Origin of the sequence: Sphingomonas sp. Leaf208 (assembly GCF_001421415.1) — a bacterium.
Taxonomy (GTDB): Bacteria; Pseudomonadota; Alphaproteobacteria; order Sphingomonadales; family Sphingomonadaceae; genus Sphingomonas.
On record NZ_LMKH01000018.1, the window covers coordinates 1 to 19,056 of the forward strand.

The window sequence follows — 19,056 nt, forward strand, 5'->3', positions numbered from 1 at the left end:
AGCGGTGGCTTCTCGCAGCCGCTACAGCCCAACGAATGGCTGATGGGCCTTTTCCTGCTGATCCTCACCGCCGCACCGATCGCTACAATCCTGGTTCTATGGAACGAGGAATCCGGATTGGCGCCTACGGTTCGACGTAGCGTCGCCGCTCATCCCGTGCGTGAGCCTCTCGCAAAAGCCGTCGGAAGCTCATCGCGCACAAAACTTCAACCTGGACAGCCTGCTCCTTAAACTATTGCCCTGGCGCGACATTCGAGTTCGCAGGGTCAGGTTCCCAAAGCGGTCGTAAACCGGAGATGAACAAGCGGCCGAAGCTGGGAAGCTGGGAAGGGGGCGGGGACGTCTGCTTGTGTGAAGGAAATCGGGCACCGGAAGGTGTACGATTTCCTCCAAAGCAGGAAGCCGCGGGCCTCGGATGCTGACCTATGGGTTTTTCGGTTTTCGGCTGCTGGGCCGCCGGGCGGGACAGCCCGCGGCAGACGTCCTGGTCGGGGCGGTGCTGACCATCGGATGCGCCCTCAGAGGCTGATATCGAGCCTTGCCGTGCGGCGGACGTGACACTGCGCTCGGTGCCGGTGTCGATCGCATGAGCGTCATCATCGCCGGAAGCGCACAGGTCGCGCGGCGGAATGAGGACGAGCCATGCCGGGTCATAGCGCGGTGGTTCCGGTCGGGTTGGTGGCATGCGGCGGTGCGCGAGGCTGACGCCAGCGTTCGAAGGTTTCGATGACGAGGATGCGTCCGCCGCAGCATGGGCATGGCGGGCGGGCATCTTCGGGCTCGACGGGTGCGGCGGCGGCCACGGGCGGGGCGACCCCGAGCAGTTGGCGGGCGTGTTCGAGGTGAGCCTTGCGGGTGGCGCCAGCGAGCAGGCCGTAATGGCGGATGCGGTGGAAGCCTTTCGGCAGGACGTGGAGCAGGAAGCGTCGGATGAACTCGTCAGCGGCCAGCGTCATCAGCTGCTGCCGGTCGGCGACATCGTTGCGGCAATTCTTGTAGCGTAACGTCACCCCGGTCTCGTCGAAGCGGACGAGCCGGCTGTTCGAGATCGCCACGCGGTGCGTGTAGCGCGACAGATAGGCGAGGACGGCCTGCGGTCCCGCAAACGGCGGTTTGGCATAGACGACCCAGTTCTTCTTCCGGACTGGGGACAGGTGTCGCAGGAAGGTGCGGCGGTCGGCGAGTGCCGCGAGACTGCCATAGAAACGCGAGCCGTCCCGCCTCGTACAGCGCCATCAGTCGGGTCAGGAACAGGCGGCGGAACAGCTTGCCGAGCACGTGCACCGGCAGCAGGAACGCAGGGCGTGACGACACCCAGCGGCTGCCGTCCGGCGACAGTCCACCGCCCGGTACGATCATGTGGATGTGGGGGTGGTGGGTCATCGCCGACCCCCATGTGTGAAGCACCGCGGTGATGCCGATCCTCGCGCCGAGATGTTTTGGGTCAGTGGCGATGGTCGTCATCGTCTCGGACGCCGCCTGGAGCAGCAGGCCGTAGAGCGCAGCTTTGTTCTGGTACGCGATGTCGGCGACCTCGACCGGCAGGGTGAAGACGACGTGGAAATAGCCGACCGGCAGCAGGTCGGCCTCGCGCTCGGCAAGCCATGCGCGCGCGGCCGCGCCCTGGCACCGGGGACAATGCCGGTTGCGGCAGGAGTTATAGGCAACCCGCCAGTGCCCGCAGTCGGTGCATGCCTCGGTGTGGCCGCCGAGCGCAGCGGTGCGGCAATGTTCGACAGCCGACATGACCTTGAGCTGGTCGAGGCTCAGATGCCCGGCGTGGGCGGTCCGGTACGCAGGACCGGCAGCACGGAAGATGTCGGCGACCTCGAGCGAGGTGCGCATCGCGCGCTCACCCGGCGGGTGGCTTGCCCTCCATCAGCGCCATCAACCGGTCGAGTGGCCCCGTCACCGCATGGATCGTGCGCGTGGCGACCTTGGTATAGAGCGCGGTCGTCTCGAGCTTGCTGTGCCCGAGCAGGACCTGGATGACGCGGATGTCAACGTCCTGCTCGAGCAGGTGGGTGGCGAAACTGTGCCGCAGCGTGTGCGGGCTGACGCGCTTGCGGATCCCGGCCGCCTCGGCAGCCTCATGAACGGCGCGGTGGAGTTGTCTGGTCGAGATCGGATCGGTGTAGCTGCGCCCCGGGAACAGCCAGCCGTGTGGCAACAGGACACTGCGCCGCTTGCCCTCACGCCACCAGAGCCGGAGCAGTTCAAGCAGTTGCGGCGACAGCATCGCGTTACGGTCCTTGCGGCCCTTGCCCTCCTCGATGCGGATCAGCATGCGCTTGCTATCGATGTCGTCGGCCTTGAGGTGCGCGACCTCCGACACCCGCAATCCGGCGCCGTACGCAACCCCCAGCGCCGCTCGGTACTTGATGCCAGGGGCCGCCTCGAGCAGCCGCGCGACCTCCTCGACGCTCAGCACGTCGGGCAGCTTGCGGGGACGAGGCGCCAGGACCAGCTTGCGCGACAGGTCGGGCCGGTCGAGCGTCACGCCGAACAGAAAGCGCAGCGCCGATACTGTGGCGCCGATGACGGACTCCCCGACACCGTGCTCGCGCTGGTGAAGCTGGAAGCGCCGTACGTCCTCGGCGGTCGCGGTCTCAGGCGAGCGTCGCAGGAAAGCAGCAAAGGCACGGACGTGGCGGACATAGTCATGTTGCGTCCGCGCCCGCATCGCACGCATCGCCATGTCGTCGAGCATGCGCTGGCGCAGCGGCGTAACGGACTGTTCGGTGGGTATAGTCGCCATGGGGAGTTCCTCTCGTTGAAGGAACTCCATCGTCTGCCGCCGCTGCCGCAGGACCAAACCTCAGCGCGGCTGCGCTACCTCACCGCCACCACCACTGCCGCGCAGCGGCTTCGTGCTCTGGGTCTCCGCGGCCGCTGGTCGCCTGATCGCTGCATGACCAAGCTCGTCTGCTCCCAAGGTCTTTCGCATCCCGGAACCCGCTGCTTTAAGAGGCTCGAAGCCTTTTCGTTTCTCCGTGTCCAACAGCCCATATTGGGAAAGTGTGTGCGGGGAAGGGTTTAGGGAAGGCGGTTTACGATGGTGAACGGTCGCGTGGTAAGCACGGGCGGCATACCAGTGAGAGGGCAGTAATGACGGACGCCGCAAACGTAATTGCCGTGGACCACACTGGCTTCGCTGTGTCGTCTCTGGACGAAGCCGTTCGGTTCTGGACGGGAGCGCTCGGTTTCACACTTGAGCGGCAATCGGAAATGGGGGGCGACTTCCTGCATCGGGTGACAGGTGTCGATGATCCGAAAGTGAGAACGGCGATCGTCAAGGCACAAGACGGCTACGTGGTCGAACTGTTGGAATATTCAAACGGGCTCCAGAACGGGACGGTGCCCAGCGGCGCGGGATCGATCGGAGCGGCCCACCTGGCTCTGACCGTGAAGGATATTCATGTCGCCATTGCCCGCGTCGAGGCAGCAGGATGGAAGGCGAAAGGTAATCCGTTGCCGATCCCGGGTGGTCCACGGAAGGGAACGTTGGTGGCCTACGTTTCAGGCCCCGATCATATCACGATAGAGCTTATGCAGCAGACAGCCCGTTAATGGGCCGGCAAAAGCTTTGCCGCCTCATCATCCCATTGAAAGCTGGCGAGGCAGCGGGCAGGGCCGAGGTTCAGCACCTTCTCTGCTGCAATACTGAAAGGATGGCAGAAGATGGGGAGCCAGAAAGCGGCCGCGAATGACCGCAGGTGAGTCGTAGAGGTTGAAGGGCAGAGGATCCGCGTCCGCCCACCTAGCGCCATTCACTTAATGAGCTGGCGTAGTCATAAGCGGACTATCGTTAACGGTTGGGTCCCGTAGGTATGTCTCTCATCAATCGGTTCGAACTCTCGGTGCCCTTGATCCAGGCGCCGATGGCGGGGGTCGCCACACCTTCGTTGGCGGCAGCCGTATCCGAGGCAGGAGCCTTGGGGTCGATCGGCGTGGGCGCGACCGACGCCGCCGGCGCACGGGCGATGATCGAGGAGGTGCGCAGCCGCACGACCCGCGCGTTCAACGTGAACGTCTTCGTCCACGCTGGCGCGACGGCCGATCTCGCACGGGAAGCGCAATGGTTGGATTGGCTTGCCCCGCTGTTCGCCGAGTTCGGCGCAGAACCCCCGACGGCACTCAGGACCATCTACAAGAGCTTCGCGGATGATCCCGACATGGTGGCGGTACTGCTCGACCTCGCGCCGCCAGTGGTCAGCTTCCACTTCGGGTTGCCGTCCATCGACGTGCTCTCGGCGTTGCGAGCGCGCGGTATCTACCTCATGGCGACCGCAACCAGCCTCGACGAAGCCCACGCGAGCGAAGCGGCGGGGATCGACGCGGTGGTCGCGCAGGGGATCGAGGCTGGCGGGCATCGGGGTGTCTTCGACCCCACCGCGCCCGACGACGCGCTCGGCATGTTCGCGCTGACCCGACTCCTCGTGCGCAAGACCAACCTACCGGTTATCGCAGCTGGCGGGATAATGGACGGCGCCGGCATTGCCGCGGCGCTCGACCTGGGCGCATCCGCAGCGCAACTGGGAACTGCCTTTGTCGCGTGCCCGGAATCGGCCGCAGACGATGCATACCGGGCGGCCCTTACCGGTGAGGGCGCTTACCACACCGTCCTTACGTCGCTTATTTCTGGTCGACCCGCGCGTGCGCTGGCCAACCGGTTCACGGCTCTGAGTCAGTTGGTCGATGAACGCCGACCGCCTGATTATCCTATCGCCTATGATGCAGGAAAGGCCTTGCACGCGGCTGCCAAGACGCAAGGCGAGCACGGTTTCGGGGCGCAATGGGCAGGGCAAGGTGCGCCACTCTCTCGTGCCATGCCGGCAGCAGCCTTGGTCAGGGTGCTGCGAGAGGAATTTGAATTGCGACGGATGAGAGGCTCGGTTGAGCGTTGCAACGTTCCTTGATCGGAATAGCCGTTTCTCTACTCGAAGCCTTCTAAGTAGGTCGTCCAGCGTACGGAATAAGGCCGTACGGTCGAGATGAACCAATGGCCGAAGTTGGAACACAATAATGGGTCGCGGATGGCCAGGAATGGGTCTCGCTCCCTCCGTTAGGCAATGATCTTGGCACCGAGATATTGCACTCGTCGCCAGAGTCATCGGAACGCATTCGTCATGGGGCACTAACACTGTACCGTAAGAGCATGGCTTCCCATGCGCACTTCATCAAGCCGGACCGTAGGGCGACAATGTCGCTCTCTCATCAAGTGTGCGACAACATCCGAACGGCGATCGACGACGGGCGGCTGGAGGTTGGCGCGCGCCTGCCATCAGTCCGCGATCTGGCAAGCCAGCTGGGTGTAGCTCGAGGAACCGTGCAGGCTGCTTACGATGCGCTGGTGTCTGAATTGCTGCTGAGCACCGCCGGTTCGGCCGGCACCCGCGTGATCGCCAAGCCTCCCCGCCATGCTTCCACGACGAGCGAGCTGATCGTCCGGCCGCTCTCGACGATGCTGCGCGGCTTCTCGCTAACGGCGTTGCCCTTTCAGACCGGCGTGCCGGCGCAGGATGCGTTTCCGACAAAGCTCTGGGCCAGCCTGCTCGGACGCGCGGTCCGCGATGATGCGATGACGCCAACGACCTATCCCGATCCGCGCGGGCACCCCGCACTGCGCGCGCAGATTGCCGCCTACTTGGCGATCGCGCGAGGTCTCCATTGCGTGCCCGACCAAGTCATCGTCACTGTATGCTATCGTGGTGGGCTCGCGCTAGCGTTGCAGGTGCTGGGCGCATCGGGGCAGCGCGCCTGGATGGAGGAGCCGGGCTACCCCATAACCCGCATGGGACTGGAGATGGCGCGCGTCGGCCCGGTCGCCGTGCCCGTTGACGCGGAGGGGATCGACGTTGCTGCAGGAATAGCGCTCGCGCCCGACGCCAGAGTCGCGATCGTCACGCCAGGGCAGCATTCCCCGCTGGGCGCGACCATGAGCCATGCCCGGCGACGGACGTTGCTGGACTGGGCCGAGGCGGCCGACGGTTGGATCATCGAGGATGACTATCTGGGGGAGCTCCAACTTGGCGCGCGCGCCGCGCCGGCGCTGGCAAGCGGCGATACCGCGGGGCGCGTAATCCATGTGGGCAGCTTCAGCAAGACGTTGAAGCCCGGGGTCGGAATCGGCTTCGTCGTTGCGCCGATGGCACTCGCCACGCGCTTCGGGCAAGCGGCGGCAACCTTGGGGCCGAGCTTCTTCGCGCCGTCGCAGCTTGCGATCGCTCAGCTGCTCGCCGAGGGTCATTACCTGCGTCACCTGCGCAATATGAAGCGGCTCTATGCCGAACGGCTTTCCGCGCTGCACCGTGCGCTCGAGGCGGATTATCCGCTCGAGACCGTCGCCGGCCCGATCGCACTCCTCAGATTGCCACAGGGGATCGACGATATGGCGCTGGCGCGGCGCGCGCCCGAACTCGGGATCGCGCCGTCGCCGCTGTCGCCTTGGTATCAGGATCCCGAGCGCCGTGTGCCGGGGTTGTTACTGAGCGCAACAAACCTTCGCCCGAACAGGGTCGACGAGGCGGTCGCCGCCTTACGACGACTGCTGGCCGACCGGGTATGATGATCTTGGCCTAGTCGCTTTCGCGGTTCTTGGCTCTACGAGCCTGGGCCAAGGCCCTGCTACCTCCCGTCCTACAGTGAGCCCATGCCGATCCGGCGGGCCGCTTTGCAAAAGGTATTGGGACATGAAGATCGTCGTTATCGGGGGCTCTGGCCTCATCGGTTCGAAGCTCGTTTCGCGTTTGGAGACAGCGGGACACGAGGCCGTCGCCGCGTCGCCGAACAGCGGCGTGGACACGCTGACGGGGGAGGGCCTCGCCGAGGCGCTGGCCGGGGCGGAAGTGGTCGTCGATGTCGCGAACTCGCCATCGTTCGAGGATGCCGCGGTGCTCGCCTTCTTCGAAACCTCGAGCCGCAACGTCCTTGCTGCCGAAGCGGGCGCGGGCGTCCGGCACCATGTCGCGCTGTCGGTCGTCGGGACTGAGCGCCTTACCGACAGCGGCTATATGCGCGCGAAGGTCGCGCAAGAGACGCTGATCCGCGCGTCGGGCGTACCCTATACGATCCTGCATTCGACGCAGTTCTTCGAATTCCTCGGCGGCATCGCGCATTCGGCCGCAGCGGGCGAAGCGATCCACCTGTCGACCGCCTTGTTTCAGCCGATTGCGGCCAATGACGTCGCGGACGCGCTCGCCGCGATCGTCGTCGCGCCGCCTGCGAACGGGACGATCGAGGTGGCGGGCCCGACGGCGTTCCGGATGGATGCTCTAGTGCGTCGCTATCTCGAGGCGACCGGTGACGCGCGCGGCGTAGTGGGGGAGGCCGACGCGCTCTATTTTGGAGCGAAGATCGACGACATCTCGCTCATGCCCGCGGCCGGAGCGCATATCGGCGCGACTGACTACGACACATGGTTCGCAGGCCGGTGAACCGCGTCGTCCTGGGCATCGCGATCCTGCTGGGAGTGGGCGCGGTCGCAAACGGCGTCTTCATGCTCGCCTCGCCCGTGAGCTGGTATTTCGCGGTTCCCGGCGTCACCACGACCGGACCATTCAACCAGCATTTCGTACGCGACATCGGGTTGATCTTCCTCGGCGTCGGCACGGCGTTCCTGTTGGGTGCAGCACGTCCGATCCATCGTTCGGTTTCCTGGGGGGCGGCCGCGATCTGGCTGTCGGGGCATGCGCTCTTCCACGTCTGGGAAGTGGCAGTCGGGATCTGTGGTCCGTCCGCGCTGCTTCGCGATTTTCCTGCCGTGACGCTGCCTGCTGTGTTGGCAATCGCGATCACCGTCCATGCCGTGTCTCACAAGGAGTCTATTCGATGAAGCTCTATTACAGCCCGCTCGCTTGCAGCCTGGCCGACCACATCGCGCTTCGAGAGGCGGGAATGGCGTTTGAAGCCGAACGCGTCGATTTGCGCACGTTCCGCACGGCTGGCGGCGAAGACTTCGCACGGATCAATCCGAAGAAATACGTGCCGGCGCTCATTCTCGACGACGGCACGATGATCACCGAGAATCTAGCGGTTCTCGACTGGATCGCTGGCGAGACGCCTGCGTTGCAGATCGGCGGCGCGATGGGGCGGACGCGGGTCATCGAGGCGCTGACATATATCACGACCGAGATCCACCGGGCGTACAAGCCGATGTGGCACGCCGGTAGCGCTGCCGACAAAGCGAGGGCAGGCGATACGGTGCTCCGCCTGATGCAACCTCTTTCCGATGGCTTGCAGGGCGACTATCTGTTCGGGGCCACGCCGAGCGTCGCCGACTTCTACCTGTTCGTCATGCTGCTCTGGGCGGATCGGTTTGCGCTAGATCTGCCATTGCCGCTACTCGGCTTGCGGGAGCGCATGAAGGCGCGGCCCGCCGTCCAGGCGGCCATGGCCGCGGAGGGGATAGGTTGATCCGACCGTCATCACTTAGCGATAGCTGAGGTCTCAGCAGCTCACCATTCCTCGACCTCTCGTATCGCCCGTACGTGAAAAAATGTCCGATTGCGGGAAGCGAGTTGAGGGGCGTGAATGTCCGGAACAGGGTCTCGTCGCCCGCAATCGGACCGGCAGTTCACGCGCACACGTGGATGCTCAGACTGGCGATCAATCCAACCGGCGCGTTCGAATGCCCTTCATCGGCGGTGTGCCGAACATTCGCCAGTATTCCCGGCTGAATCGAGACACGCTCTGATAACAGACCGAGAAGGCGGCCGAGCTCGCGCTTGTCGGTTCGGTCAGGATCAACCGTCCTGCTACGTAGGGTCGAAGGGTTTTTTGATATTGTAGTGGAGCCATGCCCGTTGGCGCCGACGAGACCGCTCGCCGGCGCAAACGTCTTACATCTTGTCCTTCAGCCCCTTGGCGGCTGTGAACGCAACCTTCTTGGAAGCTGCGATCGTGATCGCCTCACCGGTGCCGGGGTTGCGGCCTTCGCGCTCCGGGCGGTCCTTGACGGTGAACTTGCCGAACCCTGGAATCGAAACCTCCTCACCCTTCACGGCTGCGGCCGCGATCTGGTCGAATACGGCGGTGATCGCCTTCTTCGCATCGGCTTCGTTCGAACCGGTCGCTTCGGCGACGCCCTTGGCCAGGTCACTTACGTTCATGCTATTCGTTTTCCATTCGAAACACCGGCGGGACCTTAGCCAAGGCGAACGACGAGACAAAGACCGTACTGGACGACGCCAGCGTCGCGGCTGTTCGGCTGATGCTAGAAAAGTTTGCTGATCATGATGTAGCCGCAGTCTACGAGGCCACCTCAGGGCAGAGGCCGATCGCCGACCTCGTAGCCGAAGCGAAGCGCGCTCGAAACATTGATCTCTAGCGACTGGCGATACGTTCGCGCGTAACGTGAGGATCGGCGACGCCGATTTGCTGGTGTACGCTAATGCGCCGGCAACCAATCTTCGCAGCGTAAACCCTGTACACGATCAAATTCTCCGAGATTGCCAGTGACGACAACCAGTCCGCGACTGCGCGCATGGCCGGCAATCTGCAGATCATAGCTTCCGATCATGCGCCCTTCTCGCTTCAGTGCGGCCCGGATGTCACCGGCATGCGCCGCGGCGTCGGCATCAAACGGCAATACATCAACACGGGCGGCGAAGCGCTCAACCTCGCGACGGGCCTCGATCGGGCGGTCCGAATTCGCAGCGCCGTAGAACAACTCGTACAGAACGACGGTGGAGATGCAGAGGCCGCCCGCTTCGGCATTGAAGCGTTCCCGAATGCTTTGCGGCCGATCACGTAACACACGAATGCACAGGTTCGTATCGAGCATATAACGCAGCATCAGAGTGCATCCCGCTCCTGCGCAGCTGGCTGTTCGCGATCGTCGAGATTAACGCCAGGAGTTGCGAAGAAATCGTCCCAGATGCGGTCGACGGGAACGATCACACGCCTGTCACCATCGCGAAGGATAGTGACTTCTCGCACGTCGAGGGGAAAGGCAACGTCCTTGGACAAACGTACCGCTTGGGACCGATTCGACTGGAAAAGGGTGGTACGCGTCATCTAACAGTCCATCATTGATCATGCATGACTTGGGATATACATCTGGGATATACGCTTGGTCAATGGCAGATAACAATGTCACGCTGCGCGATCAGGAACAGGAGTCGGATACCACGCCAAAACAGCGCAATGCGGAGATGTGACGTTCGTTAGGATACGCGGCGGGTGGTCCATTAATCGATGCGGATGGGATCGCTGCGACGCTTAAAGATCTGTTTTTAAATGCGGAACGCCCCAGTATCAGGCGAGCCAATTTTCCATGCTAAGACCCCGAACACGCGCGAACTCACCGACATTGGCGGTGACCGGCGTGGCACCCCGCGCATGGGCATGGGCTGCGATCAGGAGGTCATTGGGACCAATTGGTCTGCCCACGGCCTCAAGCTCTGCACGGATGCCGCCATATTCGACGTCAGCCGGGACGTCGAGCGGAAGGATTCGAGGCCGCCTTGAAGGCCTCGACTTGCTTAAGAGGCGTGGGAAGCTTTTGCGAGCACCACCGTAGCGAAGCCCAGCCGCGGTGAGATGCTGATGGACAGGTTGTCTCTTCTCAACGATCTTTCGACCACAGCGGCTTGCAAATTACGAACAAATCGGAGAATATATTGGTGTCGAGCATGTACCGCGCGCCAGTTATAAGTCGACTGCCTTCAGTGGAAGCAGCGTCTCATCAAAATCGTCTGGGAATTGATCGTCGGAGGCGAGAATAGCTAGCCCTTTCAGAATGTCGAGAAGTCGCGGCTTAGCTTCGCGCACGTCAAAATTGGAAGATGATCGTGCCATATCGAGCCTCCTTGTATATGCGGTATATACTGCACCGGCCGGCAGTTCATCAATCGCGGTAAAACGGTCGCGCAGACCAACCTATTGCGTGTCATGATCTGCAAGGCAGAGAGTATGAGGGTCAGAAACAAACGTTGCTACCAGCATGTCTGATGACCACCGGAGTCGGATTGTTCATGGTATCGGCTATCATCTCGATCTGCTGAGTTTGTCTATGCAAGATTAATGCCTACCATACGCTTACGTTCAACTTAACATAACGATTAGTATCGATCCGAATGATTGTAAGCGCCAAATAGAAATGTCACCCTTCCACTAGATAGAAATGTCACGGTTCCATACCGGGCGGATCTTCGCTGTCATGCCGCCCACGTTCACGAGGGTGTGCGCAGATGACGGTGGTTTCGATGAGCCAAGGCGAACTCTCGCGGTACGACACGTTGCAAAGGGTCGAGCGCGGCGATTTGCGGATTGATGATGCTGCTATGGTTCTCGGACTGGGCCGACGCCAGGTATTCAGGCTGCTTGACCGCATGCGCGCCGTTGGTGCCGAGGGCCTGAGGCTCGATGGCGGTGGCGCCAAGTTGGATAATCGTCATGCACAAGGCGCTTCATCCCTCGCCCCTTACCCATGATGGGTTTGCAATGGTCCCTGCGTCGAGCGATGGCGACCGAACGACCGTTAAGGTTCGCAGCATTTCGAAATCGAGCTGTTGCCATACGTGAGGAACTGACAGTCGTGGGGTTTATAGCCGCTATCAGCGTGGTATCGCCGATCTGCCACTGGCTGGGAGATAGGTGCGCCTGGCTTACAACCCAGCCGCAAATCACGGTCGTCGCCCGGGACCGCGGTGGGGCGTAAGTAGTGTTGCTTGGGTCACCTTCACAGGCTTACGATCGTGCCGCCGAGCAGCCGGAACCGAGTTCTACAGCGGTCAAATCCTGTCCCCGCAACCATTCTTATTGAACAACCATTGCCGCCCTTACGAGCCGCGCTGTCGTTTGTACCAAGCTATACGTTCGAGTTGCTTCGCGTCCGAGATGGCGGTGATTCAATAATCTCTGCTGAAAAATCTACATTTTTTTTGCCGCATGGATTTGCAGAGTATCACGAATAACTTCGCTTGCACTATTGTAATGTCCCAACGCCACCTGACTACGCACGTAGTCCCATATTGTATGCGTTAAAGACACATGCAGAAAAAGAATTGCACCCATATCGTAGATTTAGCTGCTTGGGCGAGGGGTGCCACCCGAAATCGGGCAGTAGGCTGAGCCGTTCTCCCGGCAATTGCGGCCAGACCTTCAGTCCATGATGCGTCGCCAGATGAGCCTGCGCCACGGATCTTCGCGTCCAGTGGGAAACAACTCTAACCGAACCACCGCCGCAAATATGAATGAATGGCCGGAGTTGAAGAGCCGGGAAGAGTTCGCGAGTGTCCACTTGTGGGTTTAATGATTGGGTCAGACCTCCGTCCGCTCTGCCAGTTCCAATGCGTCTTCGACATCAACGCCAAGGTAGCGGACCGTGCTCTCAATCTTCGCATGACCGAGCAGGATTCGCACCGCGCGTAGTTTTCCCGTCGCCTAGTAGATGATCGATGCCTCGGTGCGTCGCAGCGAGTGAGTGCCGTAACACTCAGCTTGGAGGCCAATGCCGGTGATTTACTCGTGAACGAGGCGGGCATACTGCCTCGTGCTCATGTGCTCCATATAATCGTTGCGGCTGGGAAAGACGAAGTCGTTCAAAGTGCCGCCGCGACGCTCAAGCCACGCTCGCAACGTCTTGCAGGCCGGTTCGACGATTTCGAACTGCACGCGGCGTTTGACTTTTTGCTGCACTACAACCGTGCGATCCCGGATCCGGCCGCCGACGACTATGTCGCCGCTGCGCACCTTGACGGCGTCGCAGCCGCGCAGCTTGCTATCGATCGCAAAGTCGAAAAGAGCTCGGTCCCTGAGATGCCGGTGCTGGTCTAGCCAAAATCGGATGGCTCAAACTTGCTGAGGTTTGAGGGCGCGCTTTGCGCCTCGTACTCCACCCTCATTCCAGGGGCGGCGTTCATGAAGGCTAGATCTTACGATGAGTGCCCCATCGCATATTTCCCCGGTGTCGAGTTACCACTGATTAGTACACTCAGGAAGGTAAATTACTCGTTTTCATTTATGGTTAGCGCTGATCCCGGTGAACAAACGGCAGAGTTGCGCCAGTCGTCGTGCTGTGGAGGTACCCTTTAGTTCGACTGATATTTCGGCTCGTCTCGCTCGCCGCCGCAAATTGGCCGCTGGAGGCTCAGGGGAAGGCCGCGGCAAGGCACTGCAATGCGGCCGCGTAATAGTCGGTGGCGAGCGTATTGGGAGCGCGCGTGCCGAGTGCGCGGCTCACCACCGCGCGACCGCCGACGGACAAGGGGTACTCGGCGACCTGTCCCGACACCACGTCGATCCATGCCGGGATCTGCTCTGCCGGCATCGATTGCCACCAGGTCCGGATCGGCTCGACCAGCGCAGCCCGCGCGGACACGCTGGCGAACAGCGGCACGCGGATGGCATCAAAGCCGAACCGTGGCGGCTTGTCCGCGGCCGGCGAGATCGCACCTGTATTCGAGACGTCGATCCAGTCGGTCGGCAGGCGATGCGCGCCGAACCGGGCCGCGGCGATCAGAGCCTCGCCGTCGGTGATGACCCGTCGCCAGACCGCCGCGTTGCCGGTCTTCGCAAACAGGTCGAGCGCGGGCCAGACGTAATAGCAGGGGTTTATCGTCGTTCGTGCAGCGGTCGAGAACCCGTCCAGGCCGGGCAACAACAGCATCCGCCCGCCGACCGTCTTGACGAGGCGGGTGGCGATGGCGTCGACGATCGTCCGCGCCCGCGCGGCATAGCGTGGCTCACGCCACTTGTTCGCCGCCTTTGCCAGTGCGTAGGCAATGAGCAGGTCGCCATCGGTTGCATTATTGCGATCGGCGGTCGGATTGGCGGCGCGCGCATCGTAGCGCCAGACGTAGAGCGCGACGTCCGACCGGGCGAGTTTGGCTTCGGTCCAGGCTAGAATCTTGTCGAATGCCGCTCGATCGCCCGCCGCCTGCGACAGCAACAGACCATAGCTCTGGCCTTCACTGTGGCTGACGCCGCCATTGCCGTTATCGACGATCCGGCCGTCGTCGGTCATGAACCGCCGTTTGAAGCTTGCCCAGTTCACGCCGTTTGCCGCACCGGTTGCTGGCAGGGTCCGGGGTTCGATTGCCGCGCTGTTCTCCGTGGCGAGTGCCCTGTCGTCCGGTGCGCGTGCCTTGCTGCATCCGGCGATAGCCAGACCAGCCATTCCCGCCATGACGTGTCGACGATCAACGTCCATGCTTCAGTCGTGCCTCCGTATCGCTCCACCACAGGGTGCGTGTCGTCAGATCGGCACCGCTGCCCAGCGTATGCAACCACGCGTCATACGCCCCCTCCAGCAACGGTCGCAGCGTCTTTTCGGTTGCACCGCCGAGGATCGGCGCCAGTCGACGGGCAAAGCCGGTATGCGTGATCAGCAGGCCGTCCTCGGCCAGTTCGAACCGCACTTCGCCGCAGTCATGCTCGCGCCACAACCGGTTGATCGAAGTGGCGAGCGCGGCGATATCCTGCGCGTCGCCGACCGGATGCGCGCCTGCGATCCGTGCGCCGACCGCGCGAAAGAACGCGCGTCGCTGCGCCGTGGTGGCGCCGCCGCCTACTTCGGCGACAATGCTGCCCAGCAACAGGGAGGCGGCAGTAGTTTCGGTCGCGTTGTCGGTCGACCATTCACTCATCGCGTTCATTTGGCTCCCCCCAGGGACTGGCGCAATTCGAAAGTCGATCGGTAGTCGTCATAGGTCCCGAACGTGTTGGCACTAGCCGAGGCGCCGATCCGGGTATTCGGGTTCAGGCGATAGAACAACGATCCGTCCGCCGAAAAGGCGAAACCGGTGTTGCTCAGGCTGTCATAATAGGAGCGGACGTCGGTGTTCCGCGCCTTCAACGCATCGAGCTCGGCCTGCGCATTCGGATCGGTCGGATAGATCGGTGCACGATCCTGTTCGAAGCTTTGATAGCCCGGCGCGACGCCCAGGCGCCCCTCCCACCGTGTCGAGTTGTACGCGTAGCGGATCGGCAGGCTCATGCTGAGGAAGCTCTGCGGGCTGAAATAGCCGCCATGCCCGTAGGTGAAGTAGTTCTGGTTGTTGTCGAACGCCTGCCAGTTGAGGTTGAGGCCGCCGGTGAGCGTCGAATGCCCGTCCCGATAGAGCGGGAGGTAGCCACCGGCATTTGCCTGGTACCCGCGGTTTCGGCGGACGTTCTCGCCAGTGTAGCGATAGCCGGAGACATCGGCGTAGACGCCCGTCCCCTCGTCGTCCCACGACAGCGACGCGCCGCCGCCGGTCCGCATGACCTGGCCCCAGCGTTCACCCGAGACGGGATCGCGCGTGCCGGCGTAGGACACGACGCTGTCCGTGACCGGCTCGCGCTTGACCCAGCCCTGCGCCGACACCGTACGCGAGAGTTGGGGTTTGGCGGTGAAGCCCCACGTCACTTCGGTATTGTCGAACCCGATCGGCGTCGATCCGACCTCGATCCGGACGCCGGGGCTGTCGTATGATGCCGCGACCGCGACGCCGGACGCGTGTTGCGTATCCCCCTGCGTCAGTGCGGAGGGCAGCGCATTGACGATGCCTTGCGCCTCCGGGGTGGCGTTGCGGCCGAACCGAGCGAGCGCGGAGCCGGTCGGGCGTCCGGAGTCGATCACGACCGGTGTTGCCGAGACGGAGACGCGACCGCCGGCGACACCCGTGGAGAGCGTCGCGGTACCCGACAGTTCACGCATCTCGCTCAAACCGGTCTCGCCCGAACGCTCGCGGAAGCCGAGCTTCATTTCCGCACGGGGGCCGGTGTCGTCGCTCAGGCGAGCGATATCGTCGCGTAGGCGGATCAACGTGGCGTCGCCGCCTGCAACGCCGGCTTGAGGTACGGCGCCGTTCGAGGATGCGTAGCCGCCCGGTGCAAAGGCCGTTGGTGCCGGAACGCCGGGTGAGCCTGCGCCGTATCCGGGTGCCACGGTGAAGGCCATCGGCGTCGAAGAGCGGCCGGGCTTGGAAGTCGGGATCGGCCCGGCGCTCAATGCGAACGGGTTTGCGGCGACGACGGGCGCCTGTTCCGCCTGGCGGAAGGGATTGCCCGAGCCCATGCCTGCGGCGAACGGATTGGCACCGCTCAGCGTGGTGCCGGTGCCGGAACGCGCGGCATAGGCCGTTTCGGCGCGGCGCAGATAGCGTTTTGCCGCGCCTCGGTCGCCGCGGGCCTGCTCCATCTGGCCGGCAGCGGCGTAGATCTCGTAGTCGTCGGGATAGGCAGCGAGCGCGCGGTCGACGGTGGCGGTGGCGACGTCGTGGTTGCCGCCGGCGCCGGCACTGCCGATCAAGCCGATCAGCGCGCCCTTGTCCCGTGGATTTGCGGCGAGCACCATCTGATACGTCTGTGCAGCCTGCGACGGCATGTTGCCGGACTGGTACAGCCGACCGAGCGCACCCAGCACGTCGACATTGCCTGGCGACGCGGCCCATGCCTGTTGCAGGAGGTCGAAGGCCTGCGCGTTCTGGCCTGCCAGCCGCATCCGGTCCGCCTGCGACGACGCGGCAATCCCTTCGAGCCTTGCGATTGCTGGCGCTGCGGAGGCAGACCTCGCCGAAGCCGTTCGCGCGCGGTCGATGGCGCTGGCGACCGCGGCGTCCTGTCCGGTCCGTGCCAGCACGCGGACGATCGGCTCGTAATCCGCCGCCGTCGCTGGGCTTGCGGCCAGCGCGCGCTCGGCAAGCGGAACGGCCCCGGCCTGGTCGCCCAGATCGTTCAGACCGCCGGCGATCGACGCGAGCGACGCTGCGCTGAGCGTCGGGGTCATGCCGATCTGGCGCAAGGTTGCGATCGCCTCGCCGCCGCGACCCTGTGCCGCGATCGCCTTGGCGCGCGCGACGGCGGCATCGACGGCGATCTGTGCCTCGAACCGGCGAATAGCGGGCGTCTTCTGCGCTTCGGTCAACCGTGACAGCAACGACGTCGCCTGTGCCTGCCGGCCGCGCTCGTTGTGGAGCATCGCCGCCGCGTACAAGGCGTCGGCGGTACCGATCGTCTGGATCGACTGGATCAGCGCCTCGGCCTCGGGCGCGCGTCCCTGCCCGATCATGTACCGCGCATATTCGTAGCGGATCCACGGGTCCGCCGGATCGAGCATGAGTCCGCGCTGGAACAGCGCGTCGGCCTTTGCCGGATCGCCGTGTGTGGCCGCCTGCAACGCGTCGTTGCGCACCACGCGGCTTTCGAGTTGCGCCGCGCTGCCGCCGGCGGATCCCGCCTGACGTGCCAGATCGGCCGAGTCGGCGTAGCGACCCTGGCGTTCGTAGATGTCCGCCAGCAACGCCAGTGCGGGCCCGCGATCCTTGACGCCGGTGCGCGCGAGCGCTTCGGCTTGGGTCTGTGCGCCGACGACATCGCCGGCCGCGAGCCGCGCGCGCGCGTCGTCCAGCCCGGCGTAGAATTGCGCGGATGCCAAGGCTTCCGACCAGCGCGCCCGATTGCCGCGTGCCGAAGCGCGCGACAGGAGTTCGGCGGACTCGGCGAAGCGCGACTGCCGTAGCCGGACGACGCCGAGGCCACCTGCTGCGTCGGCATCGTTGCGGTTGTTGGCCAGCGCCGCCTCGAACTGGCGTTGCGCCTGGGCGAGATCGCCCTGTTCGAGCGAGCGGAAGCCTGCCGCGCGCGAATCGCCGCCGCGGTCGGATGGCGTCGGTACGGAACGACGTGCCGGGGCTGGTACCGAAACCGCACGCGCCGCGGTTGTGGGCGTCGGTGCAGGCCCAGTCATGCCCGCCGGAGCCTGCGCGGGCGCCCTGCTCGGTCGTGCGGCGGGTGCCGCAGCCGGGGCGCTCGACTCCGACAAGGCGCGGGCCTCGGCGTTCGAGGGATCGATCGCGAGCGCACGGCGATAGGCGGTCCGCGCGAGGTCGGCTCGGCCACGTGATTGCCAATACCGCCCTTGCTGGACGAGCGCGCCGACCCCGGCAACCTGTGCCACCGCGGGCTGGACGAGGAGCGGCGATGCGATCCCCGCGGTCAGCAGCGCGAGCGTGGTGAAGCGGATCATGCCGCGTCCTCCGACCCGAGCCGGCGACGTTGCTGGCGCACCAGCAGCAGGTACAACGGCCCTGCCAGCAGCAGCGCGATCAGCAGCCCGCTGAGCGCCATCAGCAACGGCCGCTCGCTGAACCACCAGCCGATCCGCATCCACACCGGCAGCGATCCCGACCAATAGGTCTGGCCGACCGCGAAGCTGCGCATGCCCTCGCCGTTGGTCACCGACAGATCACCCTGGACCTGCGCGTTGATCCGCTGTTCGGCGAGACCCTGGACCAGTTCGGGCAGGTCGGCGGTGTTGGTGCTCATCACCGCCACCACCGTCCGCGCCGCATCAAAGGGCGAGCGGAAGCTGACGAACCCGTCGAAACGTTCGGCCGTGGTCAGGAACGCGTTGGTCTCGCCGACGTCGCTCGCGCCATAGGGCGAGATCAGGCCGAAGACGCGCTCGATCGGATTGCGTTCGACCACGCGCAGTCTGCCATTCTCGATCCGCACCGGCGCACCGGCGAACAGCGCGGTCGCGCCGGCGGTCCGTGGGATACCGATGACCAGCACGTCATGGCCTTCCAGCCTGTCGCCGTCCGAGGCCTGCGTGACGGTCACGCCCGTGGTGGCGGCACCGGTGGAGTCGCCGAAGCGGCCCATCATCGCCAGGAACGCCTCGACGATACCCAGGTCGGGCGAGGCGGGGACGACGACGACGGTCTCGGCAAGGTCGGGACTGATCGTGAAGGGATAGCCTGCGTTCGCGAAGGTCGCGAGGCTCGGCATCCGCTGCGCATGATAGGCGTGCGTCAGGTCGATCGCGCTGTCCGGGTCGATCGCGACATGGACGTTCTCGGGCAGCGTGCCCTCGCACTTCTTCTTGGTGCCGAGGATCAGGTTGTAATCGAAGATCAGCTCGTTCTGGCCGAACAGATTGTAGTTCGGCAGTTCGACCTTGGCGCGAGCCTGGCTCGACGATGCGCCGTCTTGGCCGCCGATCAGCGCCTTCCACCACGCTGCGCCGGCGAGCGGGAGCGTCCGCAGATACTGGTTGTTGATCGAAATATCGAGCCGCGACGCGCGCCGGTCGAGCCATGTCGCCGACGGGTAGCGATAGCGCAGGTC

Annotated in this window: 18 protein-coding genes and 2 pseudogenes; 7 read left to right on the forward strand and 13 right to left on the reverse strand. The window is 63.9% G+C overall.

The window, feature by feature from the left end; all coding sequences use genetic code 11:
- A partial coding sequence (locus ASE69_RS22940; RefSeq protein ID WP_235518417.1) for a hypothetical protein occupies positions 1 to 231 on the forward strand: 231 nt, incomplete at its 5' end.
- Between the two features lie 419 nt (positions 232 to 650).
- Here ASE69_RS22940 and ASE69_RS09640 read toward each other — a convergent pair.
- Positions 651 to 1,845 (reverse strand): annotated as a pseudogene (locus ASE69_RS09640) (IS91 family transposase).
- Between the two features lie 7 nt (positions 1,846 to 1,852).
- On the reverse strand, positions 1,853 to 2,758 hold the full coding sequence (locus ASE69_RS09645) for a tyrosine-type recombinase/integrase (RefSeq protein WP_056485685.1): 906 nt from the start codon (positions 2,756 to 2,758) through the stop codon (positions 1,853 to 1,855).
- A 350-nt stretch (positions 2,759 to 3,108) separates the two neighbouring features.
- Here ASE69_RS09645 and ASE69_RS09650 point away from each other — a divergent pair, with 350 nt between their 5' ends.
- From ASE69_RS09650 to ASE69_RS09675, 6 genes are all read left to right on the forward strand, one after another.
- Positions 3,109 to 3,570: a VOC family protein gene (locus ASE69_RS09650; RefSeq protein ID WP_082453045.1), complete on the forward strand. Its 462-nt coding sequence runs from the start codon at positions 3,109 to 3,111 to the stop codon at positions 3,568 to 3,570.
- Positions 3,571 to 3,830: 260 nt separating this feature from the next.
- Positions 3,831 to 4,919, forward strand: coding sequence for an NAD(P)H-dependent flavin oxidoreductase (locus ASE69_RS09655; protein WP_056485691.1), 1,089 nt, complete (start codon positions 3,831 to 3,833; stop codon positions 4,917 to 4,919).
- 302 nt (positions 4,920 to 5,221) lie between these two features.
- A complete protein-coding gene (locus tag ASE69_RS09660) occupies positions 5,222 to 6,568 on the forward strand; it encodes a PLP-dependent aminotransferase family protein (protein ID WP_235518419.1) in 1,347 nt (448 codons plus the stop codon).
- Positions 6,569 to 6,692: 124 nt separating this feature from the next.
- Positions 6,693 to 7,436: an SDR family oxidoreductase gene (locus ASE69_RS09665; protein ID WP_056485697.1), complete on the forward strand. Its 744-nt coding sequence runs from the start codon at positions 6,693 to 6,695 to the stop codon at positions 7,434 to 7,436.
- On the forward strand, positions 7,418 to 7,834 hold the full coding sequence (locus tag ASE69_RS09670) for a hypothetical protein (protein ID WP_056485700.1): 417 nt from the start codon (positions 7,418 to 7,420) through the stop codon (positions 7,832 to 7,834). The genes ASE69_RS09665 and ASE69_RS09670 overlap by 19 nt, the downstream gene beginning before the upstream one ends.
- On the forward strand, positions 7,831 to 8,415 hold the full coding sequence (locus tag ASE69_RS09675; protein ID WP_056485703.1) for a glutathione S-transferase C-terminal domain-containing protein: 585 nt from the start codon (positions 7,831 to 7,833) through the stop codon (positions 8,413 to 8,415). Before ASE69_RS09670 ends, ASE69_RS09675 begins: the two co-directional genes overlap by 4 nt.
- A 425-nt stretch (positions 8,416 to 8,840) precedes the next feature.
- On the opposite strand, the gene ASE69_RS09680 is transcribed toward ASE69_RS09675, so the two are convergent.
- From ASE69_RS09680 to ASE69_RS09725, 11 genes and pseudogenes are all read right to left on the reverse strand, one after another.
- The gene (locus ASE69_RS09680; protein ID WP_056485706.1) at positions 8,841 to 9,110 is read right to left on the reverse strand and encodes an HU family DNA-binding protein; all 270 of its coding nucleotides are present in this window, start codon (positions 9,108 to 9,110) and stop codon (positions 8,841 to 8,843) included.
- Positions 9,111 to 9,388: 278 nt separating this feature from the next.
- Positions 9,389 to 9,796 carry a type II toxin-antitoxin system tRNA(fMet)-specific endonuclease VapC gene (gene vapC / locus ASE69_RS21365; protein WP_082453046.1) on the reverse strand — a complete coding sequence of 136 codons (408 nt, stop codon included), beginning with the start codon at positions 9,794 to 9,796 and terminating at the stop codon, positions 9,389 to 9,391.
- Positions 9,796 to 10,017, reverse strand: coding sequence for a type II toxin-antitoxin system VapB family antitoxin (gene vapB, locus ASE69_RS09690; RefSeq protein ID WP_056485712.1), 222 nt, complete (start codon positions 10,015 to 10,017; stop codon positions 9,796 to 9,798). The genes vapC and vapB overlap by 1 nt, the downstream gene beginning before the upstream one ends.
- 240 nt (positions 10,018 to 10,257) lie before the next feature.
- Positions 10,258 to 10,575, reverse strand: a complete 318-nt coding sequence (locus tag ASE69_RS21370; RefSeq protein ID WP_156362275.1) for a PIN domain-containing protein — start codon at positions 10,573 to 10,575, stop codon at positions 10,258 to 10,260.
- 599 nt (positions 10,576 to 11,174) lie between these two features.
- Positions 11,175 to 11,399 (reverse strand): hypothetical protein, encoded by a 225-nt coding sequence (locus tag ASE69_RS23450; protein ID WP_056485718.1) that lies wholly within the window; start codon positions 11,397 to 11,399, stop codon positions 11,175 to 11,177.
- A 475-nt stretch (positions 11,400 to 11,874) separates the two neighbouring features.
- Positions 11,875 to 12,018 (reverse strand): type II toxin-antitoxin system ParD family antitoxin, encoded by a 144-nt coding sequence (locus ASE69_RS23455; protein ID WP_156362274.1) that lies wholly within the window; start codon positions 12,016 to 12,018, stop codon positions 11,875 to 11,877.
- Positions 12,019 to 12,264: 246 nt separating this feature from the next.
- Positions 12,265 to 12,885 (reverse strand): annotated as a pseudogene (locus ASE69_RS22950) (tyrosine-type recombinase/integrase).
- Between the two features lie 208 nt (positions 12,886 to 13,093).
- Positions 13,094 to 14,122 (reverse strand): glycosyl hydrolase family 8, encoded by a 1,029-nt coding sequence (locus ASE69_RS09710; protein ID WP_235518424.1) that lies wholly within the window; start codon positions 14,120 to 14,122, stop codon positions 13,094 to 13,096.
- 22 nt (positions 14,123 to 14,144) lie between these two features.
- Positions 14,145 to 14,600 carry a cellulose biosynthesis protein BcsD gene (gene bcsD, locus ASE69_RS09715; protein WP_056485727.1) on the reverse strand — a complete coding sequence of 152 codons (456 nt, stop codon included), beginning with the start codon at positions 14,598 to 14,600 and terminating at the stop codon, positions 14,145 to 14,147.
- Positions 14,597 to 17,953, reverse strand: coding sequence for a cellulose biosynthesis protein BcsC (locus ASE69_RS09720; protein ID WP_056485730.1), 3,357 nt, complete (start codon positions 17,951 to 17,953; stop codon positions 14,597 to 14,599). Before ASE69_RS09720 ends, bcsD begins: the two co-directional genes overlap by 4 nt.
- On the reverse strand, positions 17,950 to 19,056 hold a 1,107-nt coding region (locus ASE69_RS09725; protein ID WP_200924157.1), incomplete at its 5' end, for a cellulose biosynthesis cyclic di-GMP-binding regulatory protein BcsB. The genes ASE69_RS09725 and ASE69_RS09720, both read right to left, overlap by 4 nt.

What these genes read in the sequence shown, in the direction of transcription:
- ASE69_RS23450 (WP_056485718.1), bottom strand. Translation starts at nt 11,399, where the DNA reads ATGACGATTATCCAACTTGGCGCCACCGCCATCGAGCCTCAGGCCCTC.
- ASE69_RS09675 (WP_056485703.1), top strand. Translation starts at nt 7,831, where the DNA reads ATGAAGCTCTATTACAGCCCGCTCGCTTGCAGCCTGGCCGACCACATC.
- vapC (WP_082453046.1), bottom strand. Translation starts at nt 9,796, where the DNA reads ATGCTGCGTTATATGCTCGATACGAACCTGTGCATTCGTGTGTTACGT.
- ASE69_RS09710 (WP_235518424.1), bottom strand. Translation starts at nt 14,122, where the DNA reads ATGGCTGGTCTGGCTATCGCCGGATGCAGCAAGGCACGCGCACCGGAC.
- vapB (WP_056485712.1), bottom strand. Translation starts at nt 10,017, where the DNA reads ATGACGCGTACCACCCTTTTCCAGTCGAATCGGTCCCAAGCGGTACGT.
- ASE69_RS09720 (WP_056485730.1), bottom strand. Translation starts at nt 17,953, where the DNA reads ATGATCCGCTTCACCACGCTCGCGCTGCTGACCGCGGGGATCGCATCG.
- bcsD (WP_056485727.1), bottom strand. Translation starts at nt 14,600, where the DNA reads ATGAACGCGATGAGTGAATGGTCGACCGACAACGCGACCGAAACTACT.
- ASE69_RS09655 (WP_056485691.1), top strand. Translation starts at nt 3,831, where the DNA reads ATGTCTCTCATCAATCGGTTCGAACTCTCGGTGCCCTTGATCCAGGCG.
- ASE69_RS23455 (WP_156362274.1), bottom strand. Translation starts at nt 12,018, where the DNA reads ATGGGTGCAATTCTTTTTCTGCATGTGTCTTTAACGCATACAATATGG.
- ASE69_RS09665 (WP_056485697.1), top strand. Translation starts at nt 6,693, where the DNA reads ATGAAGATCGTCGTTATCGGGGGCTCTGGCCTCATCGGTTCGAAGCTC.
- ASE69_RS09670 (WP_056485700.1), top strand. Translation starts at nt 7,418, where the DNA reads ATGGTTCGCAGGCCGGTGAACCGCGTCGTCCTGGGCATCGCGATCCTG.
- ASE69_RS09645 (WP_056485685.1), bottom strand. Translation starts at nt 2,758, where the DNA reads ATGGCGACTATACCCACCGAACAGTCCGTTACGCCGCTGCGCCAGCGC.
- ASE69_RS09650 (WP_082453045.1), top strand. Translation starts at nt 3,109, where the DNA reads ATGACGGACGCCGCAAACGTAATTGCCGTGGACCACACTGGCTTCGCT.
- ASE69_RS09680 (WP_056485706.1), bottom strand. Translation starts at nt 9,110, where the DNA reads ATGAACGTAAGTGACCTGGCCAAGGGCGTCGCCGAAGCGACCGGTTCG.